At 67.6% G+C, this 18,324-nt stretch carries 15 protein-coding genes, 1 tRNA gene, 3 pseudogenes and 1 riboswitch; of the genes and pseudogenes, 10 read left to right on the forward strand and 9 right to left on the reverse strand.

The features are described from left to right. Positions 1 to 12: 12 nt before the first annotated feature. On the reverse strand, positions 13 to 1,269 hold the full coding sequence (hisS, locus tag QT17_RS08325; RefSeq protein WP_039458940.1) for a histidine--tRNA ligase: 1,257 nt from the start codon (positions 1,267 to 1,269) through the stop codon (positions 13 to 15). 47 nt (positions 1,270 to 1,316) lie between these two features. Between hisS and QT17_RS08330 the strand changes: the two genes are divergently transcribed. Next, positions 1,317 to 1,646, forward strand: a complete 330-nt coding sequence (locus QT17_RS08330; protein ID WP_039458943.1) for a hypothetical protein — start codon at positions 1,317 to 1,319, stop codon at positions 1,644 to 1,646. Positions 1,647 to 2,091: 445 nt separating this feature from the next. Here the strand turns inward: QT17_RS08330 and QT17_RS08335 are convergent. The 5 genes and pseudogenes from QT17_RS08335 to QT17_RS08355 all read right to left on the reverse strand — a co-directional run bounded on the left by QT17_RS08335 (position 2,092) and on the right by QT17_RS08355 (position 5,729). After that, positions 2,092 to 3,116 (reverse strand): annotated as a pseudogene (locus tag QT17_RS08335) (ABC transporter ATP-binding protein). Further along, a complete protein-coding gene (modB, locus tag QT17_RS08340) occupies positions 3,086 to 3,763 on the reverse strand; it encodes a molybdate ABC transporter permease subunit (RefSeq protein WP_039458946.1) in 678 nt (225 codons plus the stop codon). The pseudogene QT17_RS08335 and the gene modB overlap by 31 nt, the downstream one beginning before the upstream one ends. After that, positions 3,763 to 4,630, reverse strand: a pseudogene (modA, locus tag QT17_RS08345) (molybdate ABC transporter substrate-binding protein). Before modA ends, modB begins: the two are co-directional and overlap by 1 nt. Continuing rightward, positions 4,622 to 4,746, reverse strand: a riboswitch (molybdenum cofactor riboswitch). It overlaps the preceding pseudogene by 9 nt. Continuing rightward, positions 4,747 to 5,364 carry a uracil-DNA glycosylase gene (locus QT17_RS08350; protein WP_039458948.1) on the reverse strand — a complete coding sequence of 206 codons (618 nt, stop codon included), beginning with the start codon at positions 5,362 to 5,364 and terminating at the stop codon, positions 4,747 to 4,749. Next, positions 5,361 to 5,729, reverse strand: coding sequence for a hypothetical protein (locus QT17_RS08355; RefSeq protein ID WP_039458950.1), 369 nt, complete (start codon positions 5,727 to 5,729; stop codon positions 5,361 to 5,363). Before QT17_RS08355 ends, QT17_RS08350 begins: the two co-directional genes overlap by 4 nt. Positions 5,730 to 5,811: 82 nt before the next feature. Here QT17_RS08355 and QT17_RS08360 point away from each other — a divergent pair, with 82 nt between their 5' ends. From QT17_RS08360 to murJ, 9 genes and pseudogenes are all read left to right on the forward strand, one after another. Then, positions 5,812 to 6,876 carry a hypothetical protein gene (locus QT17_RS08360; RefSeq protein ID WP_039458953.1) on the forward strand — a complete coding sequence of 355 codons (1,065 nt, stop codon included), beginning with the start codon at positions 5,812 to 5,814 and terminating at the stop codon, positions 6,874 to 6,876. Positions 6,877 to 6,880: 4 nt separating this feature from the next. After that, a complete protein-coding gene (locus QT17_RS08365) occupies positions 6,881 to 7,477 on the forward strand; it encodes a hypothetical protein (protein WP_039458956.1) in 597 nt (198 codons plus the stop codon). A 7-nt stretch (positions 7,478 to 7,484) separates the two neighbouring features. Further along, positions 7,485 to 8,727, forward strand: a pseudogene (gene hisD / locus QT17_RS08370) (histidinol dehydrogenase). After that, positions 8,724 to 9,521, forward strand: a complete 798-nt coding sequence (locus QT17_RS08375) for a helical backbone metal receptor (RefSeq protein WP_039458960.1) — start codon at positions 8,724 to 8,726, stop codon at positions 9,519 to 9,521. The pseudogene hisD and the gene QT17_RS08375 overlap by 4 nt, the downstream one beginning before the upstream one ends. 194 nt (positions 9,522 to 9,715) lie before the next feature. After that, positions 9,716 to 10,876, forward strand: coding sequence for a S8 family serine peptidase (locus QT17_RS08380; protein ID WP_369792379.1), 1,161 nt, complete (start codon positions 9,716 to 9,718; stop codon positions 10,874 to 10,876). Positions 10,877 to 10,911: 35 nt separating this feature from the next. Beyond that, positions 10,912 to 12,060 carry an LCP family protein gene (locus tag QT17_RS08385; protein ID WP_039458963.1) on the forward strand — a complete coding sequence of 383 codons (1,149 nt, stop codon included), beginning with the start codon at positions 10,912 to 10,914 and terminating at the stop codon, positions 12,058 to 12,060. An 18-nt stretch (positions 12,061 to 12,078) separates the two neighbouring features. After that, a tRNA-Leu gene (locus QT17_RS08390) sits at positions 12,079 to 12,166 on the forward strand. A gap of 30 nt (positions 12,167 to 12,196) precedes the next feature. Next, the gene (locus QT17_RS08395; protein ID WP_039458965.1) at positions 12,197 to 13,288 is read left to right on the forward strand and encodes a DUF1887 family protein; all 1,092 of its coding nucleotides are present in this window, start codon (positions 12,197 to 12,199) and stop codon (positions 13,286 to 13,288) included. After that, on the forward strand, positions 13,278 to 14,753 hold the full coding sequence (murJ, locus tag QT17_RS08400; RefSeq protein WP_039458967.1) for a murein biosynthesis integral membrane protein MurJ: 1,476 nt from the start codon (positions 13,278 to 13,280) through the stop codon (positions 14,751 to 14,753). Before QT17_RS08395 ends, murJ begins: the two co-directional genes overlap by 11 nt. Positions 14,754 to 14,920: 167 nt before the next feature. On the opposite strand, the gene QT17_RS08405 is transcribed toward murJ, so the two are convergent. Genes QT17_RS08405 through QT17_RS08415 form a run of 3 tightly spaced genes read right to left on the reverse strand, consistent with a single transcriptional unit; the run spans position 14,921 to position 18,313 of the window. Further along, the gene (locus QT17_RS08405; RefSeq protein WP_039458968.1) at positions 14,921 to 16,816 is read right to left on the reverse strand and encodes an AMP-binding protein; all 1,896 of its coding nucleotides are present in this window, start codon (positions 16,814 to 16,816) and stop codon (positions 14,921 to 14,923) included. After that, positions 16,816 to 17,646, reverse strand: coding sequence for a serine/threonine-protein kinase (locus tag QT17_RS08410; protein WP_039458970.1), 831 nt, complete (start codon positions 17,644 to 17,646; stop codon positions 16,816 to 16,818). The genes QT17_RS08405 and QT17_RS08410 overlap by 1 nt, the downstream gene beginning before the upstream one ends. Beyond that, on the reverse strand, positions 17,639 to 18,313 hold the full coding sequence (locus tag QT17_RS08415; RefSeq protein WP_039458972.1) for a metal-dependent hydrolase: 675 nt from the start codon (positions 18,311 to 18,313) through the stop codon (positions 17,639 to 17,641). The genes QT17_RS08410 and QT17_RS08415 overlap by 8 nt, the downstream gene beginning before the upstream one ends. Positions 18,314 to 18,324: the final 11 nt, after the last annotated feature.

Genomic DNA, 18,324 nt, shown 5'->3' on the forward strand with positions numbered 1-18,324 from the left:
CTTACCAAGTTCTCATGCCAAGGCGGCGAGGAGGAAGCCCAGGGCTTCCGCCTGGAGAAGCCGCACCTGCTCCCCGGTGGCGAGGCGCTTCAGGGTCACCTCTTCCGCCCTTAGCTCGTCCTCGCCCAGGAAGCCCGCAAAGAGGGCGCCCCGCTTCAAGGCCTCCTCCACGCCCTTGCCCGGCTTTTTGGGGGTTAGGGCGTACTCCACCTTAAGCCTGGGCCTCAGGCGCTCCGCCAGGTAGAAGGCTTCCGCCACCGCCTCCTCCGTGAGGGGGATGAGGTAGAGTTCAGGGCCCCTTTCCTCGGGAAGGCCATAGCCCTCGGCCTCGAGGGCCAAGGCCACCCGCTCCACGCCGAAGGCGAAGCCCACCCCCGGCACCTTCGGCCCCCCCAGCAGCTCGGAAAGGCCGTCGTACCGGCCCCCGCCCCCCAGGGCGGACTGGGCCCCGATCTCCGCGTGGTGCACCTCAAAGGCGGTGCGCACGTAGTAGTCCAGGCCCCGCACCAGGGCGGGCTCCAGCTCGTAGGGCACGCCAAGCCGGCTTAGGTGGCGCTCCACCGCTTGGAGGTGGGCCCTGGCGGCTTCCCCCAGGAAGTCCAGCATGGGCTTCACCTGGAGCTCCCGCAAAAGGGCCTGGTCCTTTTCGCTCTTGGAGTCCAGGATGCGCATGGGGTTGAGTTCCAGGCGCTCCTTGGAGTCCTCGGAGAGGGCCTCCCGGTGGGGGGCCAGAACCTCCCGCAGGTAAGCGTTGTAGCGGGCCCGGTCCTCCGGGTCCCCCACGGAGGAAAGCTTCACGGAGAGGCGCCTTAGGCCCAACTCCTTGAGGCTTTCGTAGAGGAGCACGATGGCCTCGGCGTCCAAGATGGGGCTTTCCGAGCCCAGCGCCTCGTAGTTCACCTGGTGGAACTGGCGGTAGCGCCCCTTCTGGGGCCTTTCCGCCCGGAACATGGGGCCCGCCATCCAAAGCCGCACGGGTTGGGGCCAGACCTTCATCCCGTGCTCCAGATAGGCCCGCACCATGGCGGCGGTGCCCTCGGGGCGCAGGGTGAGGGAGCGCCCTCCCCGGTCCTGGAAGGTGAACATCTCCTTGCGCACGATGTCCGTGGCGGCCCCCACCCCCTTTTCAAAAACCTGGGTTTCCTCCAGGACGGGGGTGATGAGCTCTAAGGCCCCCGCCGCCTCGAGGACCCGCCGGGCGGTGGCGACGATGTGTTGGTGGAGCCTAAGCTCCTTGCCGAAAAGGTCCTTGGTGCCCCGGACGGCCATACCCTTCCACTTTACGGCGTAGGGGCCTTGGGTGCTATCCTCTTCTCATGACCGGGAAGGGGAGGGGAGTTCTCGTCTTCCTCTACGTCCTCCTTGCCCTCACCGCCTCCACCGGGGTGGCCCTGCAGCTTTACCTCATGCAGGTGCAAAACCCGGGGCTTCGCCTTGACCTCTGCCAAAGCCCCGGGGAAAAGGTGGAGGTGGAGCACTCCCCCCTGTGCGGCCTTCAGGTGGCCCCGGGCGGCCCGGTGGTGGAGGCCCCTGCCTCGCCCCAGCCCCTGGCGCTGGGCCGGGTGCGTCCTGTGGCGGCCCCAGGCCACCCCGCCCCCCTTCCCCAGGTCCAGAGCCCGCGGGCCCCTCCTTTCCCCCAGGTCTAGTCCGGCAAAGGGCGTTTCGGACCTCGGGTGGAAAGGAGGGTGCATGCAAGCGGTGGTGTTCACGCAAAACCTGGCGCTTTACGCCTTGGTGGCGGAGGCGCTTCGCAAAGCCGGTTGGCGGGTTGCTTGGAAGGAGGGAGAAGGATTGGCCTTGGCGGACTTGGACCACGTGGCCCAGGGGGAGGTTCTCCTCTGGCCCACGCCCTTCGGCCTTCGGGCCTACGACCCGAAGCGCTATGCCTTCCTCACCCGGCAGGATCGGCCCGAGACCCTGGCCGAGGGGCTTAGGGGGCGAGTGGGCCTTGGGCTTTTGCCGGGGGAAAGGGCGGCCCTTTGGGCCTTGGGCCAAGGGGTGCCCCCCGAGGTGGGGGCCTTGGCCCAGGCCTTGGGGGCGCCCCGGCACCGGGCCCGCTTCTACCTCAAGGGGCTTCTCAACAAGTTCGGCTTAGCCCTCCCGGACCTCCTCCGCCTCGCCCGGCATCAGGTGCAGGTAGCGGGGCTTCAAGGCCACCCGGATGGCTTGGCCCGGCTTCAGGCGGAGCCTTTCCTGCACGTGCCGGGGCAGGAGGAGTACCAGGGGAATGGGCCCGAGGAAGCGCCCCCGGTAGGTCAGGCCCTGGGGGTGCAGGCTTTCTAGGACGCCCTCCAGCACGTTTTCCGCGGGAGGGGGCGGTCCTCCCGCACCACGATCACTTCCTCCGCCCGCACCCCAAGCCAAGCCCTCCTTCCCGGCCTGGCCCAGGGGGGGAGGGGAAGCCGCAGGAAGACCCCCTCCACCACCACCCCCCCTTCCACCACCCGGGCGGGGAAGAGGTTTTGGTAGCCGAGAAGCCGCGCCACCTCCACGCTTCCGGGGGCGGCCATCACCTCATCCGGGGGGCCTTCCTGGAGCACCCGCCCCCGCCCCAGCACCACCAGCCAGTCCGCCATCCCCGCCAAGGCCGGGTCGTGGCTCACCGCCAGGGCGGGGAGGCCCTCTTGGCGGATGAGGGCGATGAGTTCCGCCAGCACCTGGTCCTTGGTGAGGGGGTCCAGGGCGCTGGTGGGCTCGTCCAAGAGGAGGACTTCCGGGCTTCGGGCCAGGGCCCGGGCCAGGGCCACCCGCTGCTTCTGCCCCCCGGATAGGGCCCTAGGGCGCTTGTGGGCGTGGTCCAGAAGCCCCACCCGCTCCAGGAGGGCCAGGGCCTTGGCCTTGGCGTCCTTCCCGTGAAGGGGAAAGGCCACGTTTTCCCAGGCGGTCATGTGGGGGAAGAGGGCCAGGTCCTGGGGCAGGTAGCCGATGGGCCGCTTTTCCGGGGGAAGGCCCCCGTAGGGCGTGCCCTCCGCGGGGAGGAGGCCCGCCAGGGCCTTAAGGAGGGTGGTCTTGCCGACGCCGCTTTCCCCGAGGAGCAGGGTGAAGCCTTGAACCCGGAAGCGGGCCTCGAGGCGGATGGGTCGCCTCACCCGGTAGTGGACCTCCACGCCCGCCACCTCCCTTCCAAAAGGCGTACCGAAACCAGGATGAGGAGGCTAAGGAGGAGGAGGAAGGAGGAGGCCTTGGCCGCCTCGGCGAAGCGCAGGGCCTGGACCAGGTCGTAGAGGTAGATGCTCACCATCTGGGTTTTCCCGGGGATGGAACCCCCCACCATGAGCACCACCCCGAACTCCCCCAGGGTGTGGGCGAAGGCCAAGAGGGTGCCGGATAGGAGGCCGGGCCAGACCAGGGGAAAGACCACCCGGGCGTAGGCCTTGCGCCGGGGCACCCCCAGGGTGCGGGCCACCTCCAGGAGGTCCCGGTCCAGGCTTAAGAAGGCTTCCCGGTAGGCGGTGAGGGCGAAGGGCAGGCTGAAGAGGACGCTGGCGAAAAGAAGCCCTTCCAGGCGGAAGGCCCAGGAGACCCCAATGAGCTTGGTCCAAGGCCCCTCGGGGCCCAGGAAGAGGAGGAGGTAAAAGCCGAGGACCGTGGGGGGAAGGACGAGGGGAAGGAGGAAGACCGCCTCCAGAAGCGCCTTTCCCGGGAAGTCCCGGAAGGCGAGGGCCCAGGCAAGAGGGGTTCCCAAAAGGAGCAGAAGCACCGCGCTCAAGGAGGCCACCAGGAGGGAAAGGCGAAGGGCTAGGAAGAACTCGGGCTCGGGCATTACTCTCCGGGAAGCAGGAAGCCGTACCGCTTCAGGATGGCCCTTCCCTCCGGGCTTGCCACGAAGCGGTGGAAGGCCAGGACCTCGGGCCTGGCCCGCCCCTTGAGGACCACGTAGCTTTGCTCCAGGGCCAGGTGGCTCCCCCAGGGGGCCACCCAGTAGACCCCGCTTTGGGCGAGGCTTTCGTGGAGCACCAGGGGGAGGGCCAAAATCCCCGCCCCGGTGGCGGAGGTGGCGAGCTGGGCGGCGTGGGCGATGTTTTCCCCGTAGACGAACTGGAAGCGGGGCTTACCCCGGGCGAGGGGAGCGGTGTCCCAGTAGGCCTCCACCCCCTGGGTGAGGCGTTCCCAAGGGATCTCCGCCCAGGAAAGGGCTCGGAAGGGCTTGTCGGTTCCGGGTAGGGTGAGATCCTTTCGCCGCAGGAGGCCGTAGCGTTCCAAAAGGGTGAGGGCCGCCCGGCCATAGGGTGCATGGACGGGGTTGGCCAGGGCGAGCTGGGTCACCCTTGGGTCTTTCAAGGCCTCGGGCTTGGGGTCTAGGCCGAGTTTCCGGTCTAGCCAGAGGGCGAGACGGCCCAGGGCGTATATGCGGCGGGTGCCGGGCTCCGCCAGGCCCCTTTCCTCCAGGAGCTTGGGGTAAAGGCTTTCCGCGGAGAAGAAGAGGTCCGCCTCGAGGCCCTGGGGTGAGCTGGGTGTACAGCTTGCCCGAAGAGCCAAAGGAGAGGAGAACCTTGGTGCCGGGGTGTTGGGCTTCAAAGACCCGGGCGATCTCAGGCAGGGCGTAGGTGAGATCGCTTGCCGCCACCACCCGCACGCTCTGGGCCAAGGCGCCCGCCAAACCAAAAAGGAGCCATAGCAAAAAGGCCATGTACCACCTCCTTTGCCACCGCGGCAGGCGGCGGGGTTGCCCCCACCACCCCGGGGCCCTAAGGCCCGGCCCGGAAGGCCCAGGGGGTCTCGCCGGGCTCGGAGGCGGGGAACATTCTATAGCAGGGGCTCCTGGCTCACCGCCTTGATCTGCCGGCGCTCCTTGGGGGGGAGGGCGTCCAGGGCCCGCTTCACCTCCTGGATGTCCAGCCAGGTGAGGTGCTTGGGGCTCCCCGGGGCGCGGCTTGGGTTCCTGAGGAGGTAGGCGGGGTGGAACATGGGGAAGACCTTGATGCCGTGCCACGCGTACCACTGGCCCCGCACCTTGGTGATGGAAACCTTTTCCCCCAAGAAGAACTCCGCCGCCACCGCCCCCAAGGGGACGATGATCTGGGGGGCGATGAGCTCAATCTGCTTTAAGAGCCACTTGTCCGTGCAGATCTTGGCCTCGTCCGGCAGGGGGGCGCGGTTGCCCGGGGGGCGGCACTTGACGATGTTGGTGATGTAGATCTCCTCCCGGCGGATGCCGGCGGCCTCGAGGATGCGGTTTAGAAGCTGCCCCGCCTTGCCCACGAAGGGACGGCCCGTCCTGTCCTCCTCTTCCCCGGGGCCTTCCCCCACGATCATGAGCTGGGCGTCGGGGTTGCCCTCGCCGAAGACCACCTGGGTGCGGCCCTCCGCCAGCCGGCAGGCGGTGCAGGCCTGGGCTTGGGCCCGGAGGAGTTCCAGGGTCATTGCAGGGACTTACGGGCCTTGCGCGCCTCGCGCCGGATCTTGGGGTCCAGGCCGATCATGAGGAAGAAGTTTTCCAGGGCGTTCTCCTGGCCCTTGATCTCGGGATAGGCGTCCTCCGGGGTGCCGGTGACGAAGGGCAGGGACTTGTAGAGCTCCAGGGCGTACTGGACCACCGCCTCCGGCCCCTCGGCCTCCGCCACCTCCGCCAGCTTGGCGTAAACCTCGCGGCGCGCCTCGGCGTGGCGGCGGAAGACCTCCGGGTTGGGCGTTTCCGGCGCCCGGAGGACGTCCTGCTTGGCGATGCGGCGGTAGTGCTTCAAGCCCCGAACGATCTCCTCCGTGGTCAGCGTGATCTTGAACTCCATCCCCGCTCCTTTCCGGCCAAAGGCCCGTCCTTCTTTGGCAGATTATAAGCCTCCTCACGGGAGGGTGCGTATACTTGGGGGGATGGAGGTTTTGGGCGCGTATTGGCTGAGGCGTATTCTCGCCCGTATTGGTGCCCTTACCGTTTACGAGGGACAGGACACCCGCACCGGCATGCCGGTGATGGTCATCCAAGGAGCCAAGGGAAACCCCGTGGTGGGGGAGGGGCTTTTGCCGGTTCTAGAGGTCCTTCCGGAGGTGTGGGTCTTGGAGTGGCCCCTGGGGGCGGTGCCCCTTTCCCAGTACCTGGGGGTGGCGGACCCGGAGCGGGCCGCCCACTGGCTCAAGGAGGTGGCGCGGCTTCTCCTCGCCCTGGAGGAAAAAGGGGTTTCCCTGGCCCCGCCCCCGGAGCTCTTCTTGGTCAAGGGCAAGCGCATCTGGCTCGGCGGAGCGGGGATGGAGGCGTTGGCGGGAGCGCCGGAAGAGGCTTTGGTGGCCCTGGCCCAGGCGCTTTTGGGGGAGCGCTATGCCGAGTTTCCCTTGCGGGAAACCCTGGAGCGGCTAAGGCGGAAGGAGGTGGGGTTGGGCGCCCTTCTCCAGGAGCCTGGGCCCTCCCCGTCCCCAGAGCCGCCGCACGAGCCCGACCCCCAGGGGCGCAAGCGCCTCCCCGTGGAGCCGGAAGGGGAGAAGGCCGGGGAAGAGGCGGTGCCAAAGGCGAACGGAGCGGAAAGCGGGCAAGAGCCCCCGGCGAGCCGCCCCAAGGTGATCCGCATAGAGGAGCGGGAAGAGCCCCCCTTCCCCGTGGTGGAGCCGCCAAAGCCCTCTTCCCGGCGAGGGTTTTTGCTCCTTGCCCTGCTTCTGCTGGTGGCGTTGGCGGGGGTTCTCCTCTTCCGTCCCCGTGGGGGGGCGGAAAGGGCTTACGTGATGGAGTTTCGCACGGAACCCGCCACGGAAAAGGCGGAGGTCTTCCTCCTGGAGGCCCCCCCTGGTTCCCGCCTCGCCCCGGGGCAGCTCCTGTTGGTGGCCCCGGGGCGGGTGGAGTTTGACCAAAAAGGCGTCTACCGCCTGCGCATCCGGGTGCCGGGACGCGACCCCGTGGACTACCTTCTGGAGGTCCCGGGCCCACCCCTCACCATCAAGGTACGCTAAGGTCATGACCGAGCGCCCAGCCCTCTTTCGCTACCGCTACTTCTTCGCCGGGGAGCCCGCGGGGGAAGGGCGGCTGGAGGTGCGCCCGGGGGAGGAAGGGGTGCGGGCTGTTTTGACCGCCGAGCTAACCCTTCCCCTACCCAAAACCCGCCTTCGCTGGCAGACGGAAACCGACCCCGAGGGCTTTTCCCGCTACTTCGCCGAGCGAGTGGAGGGGCGGGAGGCCAGGGTCTTCACCGTGGAGCGCCTGGAGGAGGAAGGGGTGGTCCTGGTGAGCCAGGGCAAGGAAAGCGTGGCTCTGCCCTACCTGGTCCCCTACCACGACCCCCTTTCCCTGGTCCTCTACCTTCCCCGGCTGTTCCTGGTGCCGGGGGAGGTGGCCCGCTTTCCCATGCCAGGGGGGCGGGTCTACGTGGAGCGGCTTTCGGACCTCGAGGCGGAAGGGCGGCTTCGCCAGCACTTCCGCCTGCGCCCGGGCCTAAGCCTGGTGCAGCTGGAAGAGGGGCTACCCGTGCGCCTGGCCCAGCAGGTGGGGGACCACGTGTTTGAGGCGGTGCTGGAGGGGGTGGAGGAGGCGAAAAGGCGCCGCCGCTGGGTATAGTGGAGCCATGATCTACCGCGCCGAGGAGGTACGGGAGCGCTTCGCCTGCCGGGGGCTTTCCTTTGACCCCACGGTGGAGGAGATCGTCCGGGGCATCCTCCGAGCGGTCCGGGAGGAGGGGGACGCCGCCTTGGACCGCTTGAGCCTGGACCTGGACGGCCACCCCGTGGAGGAGATCCCCCAAGAAGGCCTGGCGCGAGGCTTACGACGACCTGGACGCCGAGCTTAAGGGACGCCTTGGAGACCCGCCAAGGGAGCGCATAGAGGCCTTCTACCGCGAGGAGGCCCGGGGAGGGTTTTTGCGGGCGGAGGAGGCGGGGGTTTTGGGCCAGCTGGTGCGGCCCCTTTCCCGGGTGGGGGTCTACGTTCCCGGGGGGAGCGCCCCGCTTCTTTCCAGCCTCCTCATGGCCGTGGTGCCCGCCAAGGTGGCGGGGGTGGCGGAGGTGATCGTGGCGAGCCCCCCCAAGGTCCATCCCGGGGTGCTGGCCGCCGCCTGGGTGGCGGGGGCGGACCGGCTTTTCGCCATGGGCGGGGCCCAGGCCATCGGCGCCTTGGCCTACGGCACGGGGCGCATACCCCGGGTGGACAAGATCGTGGGGCCGGGGAACGCCTACGTGGTGGCGGCCAAGCGCCTGGTCTACGGGGTGGTGGGCCTGGATGGCCTCGCCGGCCCCACGGAGACCATGATCGTGGCGGACGGCTCCGCCTCTCCCCGGCTCCTCGCCGCCGACCTCCTGGCCCAGGCGGAGCATGGCCCCGATTCCGAGCCCTGGCTTCTTTCCCCGGAGCAGGCCCTTTTGGAGCGGGTGGAGGCGGAGCTTTACCGGCAACTTTCCGACCTTCCCCGGGCGGAGACCGCCCGAAGGGCCCTGGAGCGGGGGGGGCTCGTCCTCACCCGGGACCTGGAGGAGGCTTTTGAGCTCGCCAACCTTTACGCCCCCGAGCACCTCTGCCTGGCCCTGGCCGACCCCCTTCCTTGGCTCGGCAAGGTGCAAAACGCCGGCGGGGTCTTCCTGGGGGAGGGAAGCCCCGAGGCCCTGGGGGACTACATCGCCGGGCCGAGCCACGTGATGCCCACCTCCGGCACCGCACGCTTCCAGGGGGGGCTTAGCGTGCGGGACTTCCTCAAGGTGATCCCCGTGATAGGGCTAGGGGAGAAGGCGGTGAGGGAGCTTTCCGCCAAGGGGGCGGTGCTCGCTCGGGCGGAGGGCCTCGAGGGCCACGCCCGCTCCTTGGACCTTAGGCGATGAGGCTTTTCCACGAGCTCTTAGGGCCACTGGAGCTACCCGACCGCTTTGCGCGCATCGTGAGCCTGGCCCCCAACCTCACGGACGCCCTCTTCGCCCTGGGGGTGGGGGAGAGGCTCGTGGGCCGGAGCGCCTTCTGCCACCGCCCGGCCCAGGTCCTTTCCCTGCCCGTGGTGGCCTCCTACACCAAGACCCGGCTGGAGCTTCTGAGGAGCCTAGAGCCCGACCTGGTCCTCCTCTCCACCGGGGTGCAGCGGGAGCAGGCAGTCAAGCTTAAGGAAGCGGGCTTTCCCGTCTACGCCGTGCCTCTGCCCACAAGCCCTTACGGCATCCTGGAGAACCTTTCCACCTTGGGCCACCTCTTGGACCTGGAGGAAAAGGCGGTGGCCTTGGCCCACGAGCTTTCGGTCCGCTACGCCGCCCTCAAGGGGCGGTTTCGCCTAAGGGTTTACTTTGAGATGGACCTGGGCGGGCCCATCACCGTGGGGCGGGGAAGCTACATCGCCCAAGCCCTTTTGCACCTGGGCCTGGAGCCCATCTTCCTGGACGTTCCCCAGGCCTACTTCGCCCCCGACCTGGAGGAGGTGGCCCGGCGCAAGCCTGACCTCTTCCTCTACGAGCCCAAGCCGTGGGGTAGGAACCCCCTAGAGAAGGCCCGGGCCCTGGCGCGGGAGCGGGGGTGGGACTTCCCCGTTGCGGCCACGGACGGGGACGAGCTCGCCCACTACGGGCCCATGTTCTTTGGCTTCCTGGAGAAGTTGGCGGCGCGGGTGGTGGAAACCTTAGGGGAGGCTTAAGGCGTTCCGGATGGGCGGGCGGTATAGTGGGGCCTATGAAGCGAGGGTTTTGGGGACTGGTTTTGGGTGCGTTCTTCTTATCGGCCTGCGTGCAGAACCCTCCGCCATCTTCCTCTCCTCCTTCCCAAGCCACCTGTACGCCGCAGGCCACCGGCCAGTCCCTCCAGGCCCAGGGAGTGGGGGCGGGGTTCCAGGTGCCGCGGGGTTTGGGCGACTTCTCCGCACCTCACGTGCCCGGGGAGCTTTTGGTCTTTGCCGAGGGCTTTACGCCCCAGGGTTTAGCCAACCGGGTGGAAGGCGTGGTCCCCTTGAAGGTATTCCAAGGGGGCTTTCTACATGTGCGGGTGCCTCCAGGATGGGAACGGGCTAAGGCGGAGGCCCTCCTGCGGGCGGGGGCCCGGTGGGTGCAGCCGAACTACATTTACGAGCCCTTGGCGCTTCCTCCCAACGACCCCTTGTACGCCCCTTACCAGAAGCCCCAGCTTAGCGGGCTTGTGGGCCTCGAGGCCGCTTGGGCAAATAGCACGGGGGACCCCGACCTGATTTTGGCTGTGGTGGATACCGGGTATCTCCCTCACAAAGACATGGGTAGCAGGTGGTATCGTCCTCAAGGTTGCCTGGATGTGGCTGACAACGACCAAGATCCCACGGACGACATAGCATCCCAAGACCGGGGGCATGGCCTAGCGGTGGCCTCGGTGATCGGGGCGGAGACCAACAATGCCCTGGGCATGGCTGGGGTTACCTGGCGGGGGAAGCTCCTGCCCCTGAAGGTGGCGAGGTCCAGCGACGGGCTCATGAGCACCGCCTATGTGAGGGAGGCCGTGGACTTAGCGGTTCAGCTGGGTGCCAAGGTGATCAACCTCTCGTTGGGCGCTCCTGGTAGTGACCCCGTGCTGGAGCAGTCCCTAAGCGCTGCTAGGGCCCAGGGTGTGGTCCTGGTGGCGGCGGCGGGGAACGACGGCATTGACGGTGTGCTTTATCCCGCTTCCTCACCCTCCGTCATCGCTGTTGGCTCGGTAAGCAACGACAAGAGTAAATCTTACTTTTCCAACTACGGTCCCGAGCTGGACCTGGTGGCGCCAGGGGAGAGGGTAACGGTTCTACTTCCCAACAATGGCTACGGCTTTGGAAGCGGCACCTCCTTCGCCAGCCCGATTGTGGCCGGGGTGGTGGCGCTTTACATGAGCAAGTACGCCAGCGAACGCAAGGTGTGGCCCACCCCGGACCAGGTTTACCAGTGCCTCACCGCCACCGCTGAAGACCTTGGACCCTCGGGCCGAGATGATGAGTACGGCTTCGGCCTGGTGCGGGCGGACCGGGTGATGGCGGACCTCACCCACTGCTTCCCTTAATCCGCCTCACCGGGCGGGGTGTACACTAGGCCTTTGTGCGGCGCTTCCTACTCGTCCTTCTCTTGGGGCTTCTTGCGGCGCTTTTCTACTGGGTTTACCCCCTTTTGGGCCCAGTGGCGCGCCAGGGGGCTTTGCCCTCCCCGGCGGGTCTAGAGGAGCCCCTCACCCTCCTCGTCTACGGCTCTAGCCCCGAGTATTCCGGCTACCACAGGCGCGCGCCCGAGCGCTTCCGGGGCCTGGCGGACACGGTCCTCCTGGTGCGGCTGGACCCCTTGGCCCACCGGGTGGTGGTCCTTTCCATTCCCCGGGACACTTGGGTGAACGTGCCCGGCTACGGCTGGCACAAGATCAACGCCTATAGCCCCTTGGGGGGGCCGGAGCTCATGAAGGAGGCGGTGGCACACCTCACCGGGGTGCGGCCTGAGCGCTACCTGGTGGTGAGCACCGAGGCGCTGCGCCGGGGCGTGGATGCCCTAGGGGGGGTGCGGGTGTGCGTGGAAAAGCCCATGCGCTACCGGGACACCGCCGCTGGGCTTTCCATTGACCTGGAGCCCGGCTGCCAGGTGCTTAACGGGGTGCAGGTGGAAGGGTACCTGCGCTTCCGCAAGGACGCCCTAGGCGACATCGGCCGGGTGCAACGGCAGCAGGCCTTCTTCCACGCCCTAAAGGAGGAGCTCCTCTCCCCAAAGGGCCTCCTCCGCTTGCCCCGGGTGGTGGCGGCGGTGGAGCCTTATGTGCAGACGGACCTTTCCCGAGGGGAGCGGGGGGCCATCCTGGGCTTCGCCATGAAGCGGCCCGAACTCGTTAGCCTCCTCCTTCCCGGGCGCTTCGGGGGTGGGTGGGAGGTGGACGAGGGGGCCATGCGGCAGCTTCTCGCCCTCTACTTTGCGGGGGAGGCCCAGGAGGCGGAAGCTTCCTTGAGCGGCAAGCTGGTGGCCTTGGTCTACGGCCCGGGGCAAGAGGCCTTAGCGGAAAGGGCACAGGAAAGCCTCCACGCCTTGGGCTTGAGGGTGCTTCGCCACCCGGTGGACCTGGCCCCGGCCCGCACAGAGGTGCTGGAAAACGGCCCTGGCCTCTTGGCCAAGGCCCTAGGGGAAGCCTTAGGCGTGCCCCACCGCATCTCGGGGGAGGCGGTGCTTGGCGCCCACCTCACCCTGCGGCTTGGCGGGGACGCCCCTTTTTGAGTAGGATGGACTTCGCCCGCCGGGGTGGCGGAACGGTAGACGCTGCGGACTTAAAATCCGCTGGGGGGTTACCCCCGTACGGGTTCGAGTCCCGTCCCCGGCACCACCTTTGGCCCCGGAAGAGGGGCCTTCCTTTATGCTAAGGCCCGTGGGCGTTCTCACCCGCTTTCTGGAAAGGACCATGGCCCAGGCCCGGTACGACCTCTTGGGCCCGGGGCGCTTTTTGGCGGAGCTCCCGGAGCTTGGGCTGAAGGTGGAGGCTTCCCACCTCGAGGCCGCCCGGGAGGCCCTGCGGGAAGCCTTGGAGGCTTGGCTCCTACAGGCCTTGCGTTCCGGGCTCACCCCGCCCGGTTTGGAGGAAGAGGTAGACCCCGTGCGGGCCCGGTTCTTCGCCCTGGCGGGGGAGATGTGGCGGCTTTTGCGCGAGCCGCAAGCCCCTGCCAAGCCGCAAGAGCCGCCCAAACCTCAAGAACCCCCGAAGCCCCAGGAGACGCCGAAGGCCAAACGCCTCACCTCGGTGGAGGAGTGGCTCAAAGGGCTCGGCATCCAGGTGGTGAAGAAGCCCGAGGAGGACGAGGAGAAGGAGAAGGTCCTGACCCGGCTGTCCCTCTTCCTGGGGGACCGCTACCCCAGCCTGGAAAAGCTTTATGAGCGCCTGAAGCAGAGCCTATCCACCAAGCGCCAGTTTGAGCTTTCCTTGGCGGAGGCGAGCCAGGAGGAGATCGCCAACTCCACCCAGTTTTGCACCCTGCTCAAGCAGTACGCCCTCCTCACCAGCTACCACTACAAGAGCGAGGAGCGGCGTATCCGGGCTAAGGCCAGCACCGAGGGCTGGGTGCAGAACTTCCTCACCGGGGGTTGGCTGGAGCGCTACGTGGCCGAGCGGCTTCGGAAGCTCCTCCGTTCCAAGAACCTGCCCCACGAGGTGGCGGTGGGCTACCAGGTGACCCTCCCGGGGGGCGAGGCCATGGAGCTGGACGTCCTGGTGCGGGTGGGGGAGCGGGTGTATTGGTTTGAGGCCAAAACTGGGGACTTCCAAGCCCACATCGCCAAGTACGCCGGGCTCAAGAAGGTGCTGGGCCTTTCCGCCCGGGAAAGCTTCTTGGTCCTCCTGGGCATGGACAAGGCCAGGGCCAAGGAGCTTTCCGCCCTGCACGGCCTCACCGTGGTGAACCAGGCGAATTTCATAGAGGTCTTCCAGGAGGTTCTGGAGGGCAATGCTGCGTAAGGTCCTCCTGGTCATGGGGGGCACCTTGGCCTCGAGGGTCTTGGGCCTCCTGCGCCAGGCGGTCTTCAACGCCCTTTACCCGGACGCCCTAAAGGACGCCTTCAACGTGGCCTACCGGGTGCCGAACCTCCTCAGGGAGCTTTTGGCGGAAGGGGCGGTGCAAAACGCCCTAATCCCCATCCTGAAAAATTTGCCCGAGGCCGAGGCCAGGTCCTTCGCCCGCCGCTTCGCCGCCTTCCTCTTGGGGGTGAACCTCCTCGTTTTGGGCCTCGGTTACCTTCTCGCCCCCTGGGCGGTGGGGCTTTTGGTGGCGGAGGGAAGCCACCTGCGGGAGGAAGAGGCCTTCGCCCAGGTGGTCCACCTCACCCGGCTCCTCCTGCCCTTTCTCCTCGGCATCTCCATGGCCGCCCTTTTCTCCGCCCTCTTACAGGCGGAGGAGCGCTTCCTGCCCTACGCCTTAGGCCCCATCGCCTTCAACCTGGCCGCCATCGGCCTCATGGCCCTCTTCCCTGGGGACCCCACCTTTTTGGGCCTTTCCGTGGCCCTGGGGGGGCTTTTGCAGGCGGCGGTTCAGCTTCCCTTCCTAAAGGGGCTTCGCCTGGAGTGGCGTTGGCACCCGGCCTTCGCCACGGCGCTTCTTCGCATTGGACCCTTCGCCTTCACCACCTCCTTGCGGCAGTTCTTGAACCTGGTTCTCACCAACATCCTCACCCGCTACCCTCCGGCGGCGGTGACGGGCTTTTACAACGCCGAGGTGGTGTTCCAGATGGCCTTGGGCCTTTTGGCCACGAGCCCGGCCATCGCCTACTTTCCCCGGATGAGCGCCCTAAAGGGGGAGGAGCTCGCCCGGTTCCTGGAAAGACCCCTCAAGCGCTTCTCCCTCCTCCTCGCCCTGGCGGGGGGGCTCTTCCTGGGGTTGGCGCCCTATGTGGTGGTGCTTCTTTTCGGCCTCTTCGGGCCCCTTACCCCGGAGAACCGGGCCTACAGCGCCCAGGTCCTCGCCGCCATGGGCTTGGCGGTGCTTCCTTGGGGGGTGAACACCTTTCTGCTCCGGGGCCTTTACGCCCTGGGGCGGGTGCGGCAGGCGGTGGGGGCGAGCGCCCTGGTGTTCCTCGCCAACACCTTGGGCTACTGGCTCCTGAGGGACGCCGGGCTTTTCGCCCTCAACCTGGCCACCGCCCTGGCGGGGTGGTTTGGCCTTGCCCTTTACCTTCGGCTTCTCGCGCGGGAAGGGGTGAGGGTTGGCTTCCTGCCCCATTATCTGGGAAAGGTCTACCTGGCGGGGTTTGTAGCCGCTTTGCCCGGGCTCTTGGTCCGGGTGGAGGATCCCCTAGCCGCCCTAGGGCCCCTTGTCCTGGGCGGGGGAGCGGGGGTTGGGCTTTTTGTCCTGGTGGGCTTTCTTCTGGGCCTGCCCCTTCGGGATGTCCTTTCCAAGCCTTTTGCAAGCGGAAGTAGAGGGGCTTGAGCCTCCGTAGAGTCCGCCTGGGGGTCCCGCGCTCCAGGAGGATCCTGGCCCTGCTTAAGCGCCCCGAGCTCGTAGACCACCCTGGGGTAGTCGGTGCCGTCCCGGCCCGTGCGGCGTCGGTGGGGCTCAAAGAGGAAGGGAACGGCTGGCGGCCGGGGAGCCGTAGCCTAGCCACCATGGGCCGCTTGGCGGATGGCCTCCACCGCCTCCGGGTTTTCCAGGGCGGAGAGGTCCCCGGGGTCTTGGCCCAGGTAAGCGGCCCGCACCACCCGGCGCATCACCTTAGCGTTGCGGGTTTTGGGAAGGTCGGGCACAAAGAGGACCCGCTCGGGCCTTAAGGGTTTACCCAGGGCCTCGGCCACCTTCTCCGCCACCGCCTCGGCGAGGGCGGGGCTTGCCTCCACCCCCGGCTTGAGGACGGCGAAGAGCACGATGGCCTCCCCCTTGACCGGGTCCGGCACCCCGATGGCGGCCGCTTCCTTCAGGGCGGGGTGGCCCAAGGCCGCCGTTTCCACCTCCGCCGGGCCCACCCGCTTGCCCGCCACCTTTAGGGTGTCGTCGCTTCGGCCCAGGATGAAGAAGTGCCCCTCCTCGTCCAAAAGGGCGAAGTCCCCGTGGACCCACACCCCGGGCACCTTGGCGAAGTAGGCGTCCAGGTAGCGGGCTTCGTCCCGCCAGAAGCCCTTGGTCATCCCGGGCCAGGGGGCGAGGACGGCGAGCTCCCCCACTTGGTCCCGCACGGGCCTGCCCGCCTCGTCCAAAACCGCGGCCTTCATGCCGGGCACGGCGGTGTTGAACCCCATGGGTTTGATGGGCTTCAGGAGGACGTTCCCCAGGATGCCCCCCGAAACCTCCGTTCCCCCGGAGTAGTTGACGATGGGCCGTTTTTCCTCCCCCACCACCCGGAAGAACCAAAGATAGGGCTCGAGGTTCCAGGGCTCTCCCGTGGAGCCCAGGACCCGGAGGGAGGAGAGGTCGTGGGCCCGCACGGGGGCTTCCCCAAAGGGGATGAGGGCCCGCACCAGGGTGGGGGAGAGGCCCAGGTGGGTGAGGCGGTGGGCCTCCACCATCCGCCAAAGCCTCTCGGGGCCAGGGTGGTCGGGGGCGCCGTCGTAGAGGAAGCCCGTGCCCCCCAGGATGAGCCCCCCCAGGATGGCCCAAGGCCCCATCATCCAACCTAGGTCGGTGAACCAGAAGAGGCGGTCCTCCTCCTTGAGGTCAAAGAGGAGGGCCATGTCCAAGGCGGCCTTGAGGGGGAAGCCCGCGTGGTAGTGCACCGTGCCCTTGGGCCGGCCCGTGGTCCCGGAGGTGTAGATGAGCATGAAGGGGTCCATGCTTTCCATTTCCTCCGGAGGGGAGGTTTCGCCCCCCAGGGCGGCGTAGTCCACCTCCCCTGCCACTAAGGGAAGGCCCAAGCGCCGCACCACCAAAAGGCCTTCCGTGCCCGAAAGGGCTAAGGCCTTGCGGGCTTCCCCGAGGAGCTCCACCCTCCTTCCCCGCCGCAGGAAGCCGTCTTGGACGGCGAGGAGCCTAGCCTCGGCGTCTTTTAGGCGGATGGCGGCGGCCTCGGCGGCGTAGCCGGAGAAGATGGGGACGGCGATGGCCCCGAGCCAGGCAGTGGCGAGGAGGAGGGTGGCGGCCTCGAGGCCCATGGGCATCCAGATGCCCACCCGCTCCCCCCGGCCCACCCCGAGCGCCCTAAGCCCCGCCGCCACCCGGGCCACCTCCCTCCTAAGCTCCCCGTAGGTGAGGGCGCGCACCTGACCGTCCTCCGTTTCGTGGAGGAGGGCTGGGCGGTCCTCCGGGTGGCGCAGGGCTGCCTCCACCAGGTTGAGCCTTCCCCCTACGAAAAAGCGGGGGAAGGGGAAGCCTCCCTCAATGACCTTGCTGTAGGGCCTGCGCCAGGGCACGCCCAAGTGGCCCAAGAACTGGTGGTAGAAATCCTCCGCCTCCTCCACGCTGTAGCGGTAGAAGGCCTCGTAGTCATGGAAGCCCAGGGCCTCCATGAACCGGTAAAGCCGGGTGTTTCGGGCTTCCTCTTCGGGGTACCAGACCGGTTCCATCACTTCCTCCAAAAGGGAAAGCGCTTGGGTTTCTTGGGCTCCTGGGGCTCCGTGGGCGGGCCCTGGGGGTGGCGGAGCACCTCCAGGAAGCCCTTGAGGTCCAGGCGTTCTTCCGGGCGCTTGGCGAGGAGGCGCCTGAGGGCCTTGTCCAGCCTTGGGGGTAGGCTCGTGGGGGGCGGGGGGAGGAGGAGGTGGGCCTGGCGGAGCTCTTCCAGGCTTTCCCCCCGAAAAGGCCGCTTGCCGGTGAGGAGCTCGTAGGCCATGACGCCGAAGGCGTAGGCTTCGCTTTTCGGGCTCGGCAGGGCTCCCAAAAAGAGCTCTGGGGCCAGGTAGTGCGGGCTTCCGGCGTACTCGGGGCTGCCCTCCACCAAGGAGCGTAACGTGCCGAGGTCCCCCAGCTTGTAGTGGCCCCCGTCAATAAAGACGTTGGAGGGCTTCACGTCCTGGTGCAGAAAGCCCTTCTCGTGAAGATATAAAAGGGCTTCTCCCACCTCCAAAAGCGCCTTCACCGCTTCCTCCCGGGGCAGGGGGTCCCGGTGGAGGCGCTCCTCCAAGGTGCCTTCCTCCAAGTACTCCAGGGCCAAGAAGGCCTCCTCCCCCAAGGGCACCCCCGCCAGGCCCCGCACCAGGTGGGGGTGCTTGAGGGAGAGGGATAGGGTCACCTCCCGGGCGAAGCGCTCCGCCAGCTTGGGGTTTTGGCGCACCTCCTTCTTGGGGAGCTTCAGGGCCACCTTCCCCAGGCTCGGGGCCTCGGCCAGGTAGACTTGGGCCGTCTGGCCCAGGCCCAGGAGCATGAGGAGGCGAAAGTCCTTGCGCTTCAAGCTACTCAAGGACCAAGACCCCTCCCGGCTTCAGGGCGTGCCCCTCCACCCCCCGCTCCCCGGCCTTCTGGGCGAAGGCCTCCCCATCTTGCCGTATGGGGGGGAAGGTGTTGTAGTGGATGGGCACCACCTTTTTGGGTTTGAGGAGGTCTAGGGCCTTTAAGGCGTCCTCCGGCCCCATGGTGAAGTGATCCCCGATGGGTAAGAAGGCGAGGTCCAGGCCCACCTCCCCGATGAGGCGCATGTCCGAGAAGAGGGCGGTGTCCCCGGCGTGGTAGATGCGCTTGCCGCCAAGCTCCAGGATGACCCCCATGGGCATGCCCCCGTAGGTGCCGTCGGGGAAGCTGGAGGAGTGCCAGGCGGGGGTCCACTTTAGCCAGCCCCCTTCAAAGCGGTGGGTGCCCCCGATGTTCATGGGGATGCTCTTGGCCCCGTGCTTTTCGGCGTAGGTGGCGATCTCAAAGGTGGAGACCACCACCCCGCCCTTCTTGGAAAGGGCCACGGCGTCCCCGAAGTGGTCCCCGTGGGCGTGGGTTACCAGGATGAGGTCGGCTTGGACCTCCGCCACGGAGGCCGCCGCCAGGGGGTTTCCCGTGAGGAAAGGGTCTATGACCACCTTGGTCTTGCCGTCGGAAAGCCAGACCGCCGAGTGGCCCAGGTAACGGATCTCCAGCATAGGCACCTCCT

Source organism: Thermus sp. 2.9, from assembly GCF_000794385.1.
GTDB lineage: Bacteria > Deinococcota > Deinococci > Deinococcales > Thermaceae > Thermus > Thermus thalpophilus.

Coding starts and splice junctions, on each gene's coding strand:
- hisS (WP_039458940.1), bottom strand. CDS start 1,269: ATGGCCGTCCGGGGCACCAAGGACCTTTTCGGCAAGGAGCTTAGGCTC.
- QT17_RS08330 (WP_039458943.1), top strand. CDS start 1,317: ATGACCGGGAAGGGGAGGGGAGTTCTCGTCTTCCTCTACGTCCTCCTT.
- modB (WP_039458946.1), bottom strand. CDS start 3,763: ATGCCCGAGCCCGAGTTCTTCCTAGCCCTTCGCCTTTCCCTCCTGGTG.
- QT17_RS08350 (WP_039458948.1), bottom strand. CDS start 5,364: ATGACCCTGGAACTCCTCCGGGCCCAAGCCCAGGCCTGCACCGCCTGC.
- QT17_RS08355 (WP_039458950.1), bottom strand. CDS start 5,729: ATGGAGTTCAAGATCACGCTGACCACGGAGGAGATCGTTCGGGGCTTG.
- QT17_RS08360 (WP_039458953.1), top strand. CDS start 5,812: ATGGAGGTTTTGGGCGCGTATTGGCTGAGGCGTATTCTCGCCCGTATT.
- QT17_RS08365 (WP_039458956.1), top strand. CDS start 6,881: ATGACCGAGCGCCCAGCCCTCTTTCGCTACCGCTACTTCTTCGCCGGG.
- QT17_RS08375 (WP_039458960.1), top strand. CDS start 8,724: ATGAGGCTTTTCCACGAGCTCTTAGGGCCACTGGAGCTACCCGACCGC.
- QT17_RS08395 (WP_039458965.1), top strand. CDS start 12,197: ATGCTAAGGCCCGTGGGCGTTCTCACCCGCTTTCTGGAAAGGACCATG.
- murJ (WP_039458967.1), top strand. CDS start 13,278: ATGCTGCGTAAGGTCCTCCTGGTCATGGGGGGCACCTTGGCCTCGAGG.
- QT17_RS08405 (WP_039458968.1), bottom strand. CDS start 16,816: ATGGAACCGGTCTGGTACCCCGAAGAGGAAGCCCGAAACACCCGGCTT.
- QT17_RS08415 (WP_039458972.1), bottom strand. CDS start 18,313: ATGCTGGAGATCCGTTACCTGGGCCACTCGGCGGTCTGGCTTTCCGAC.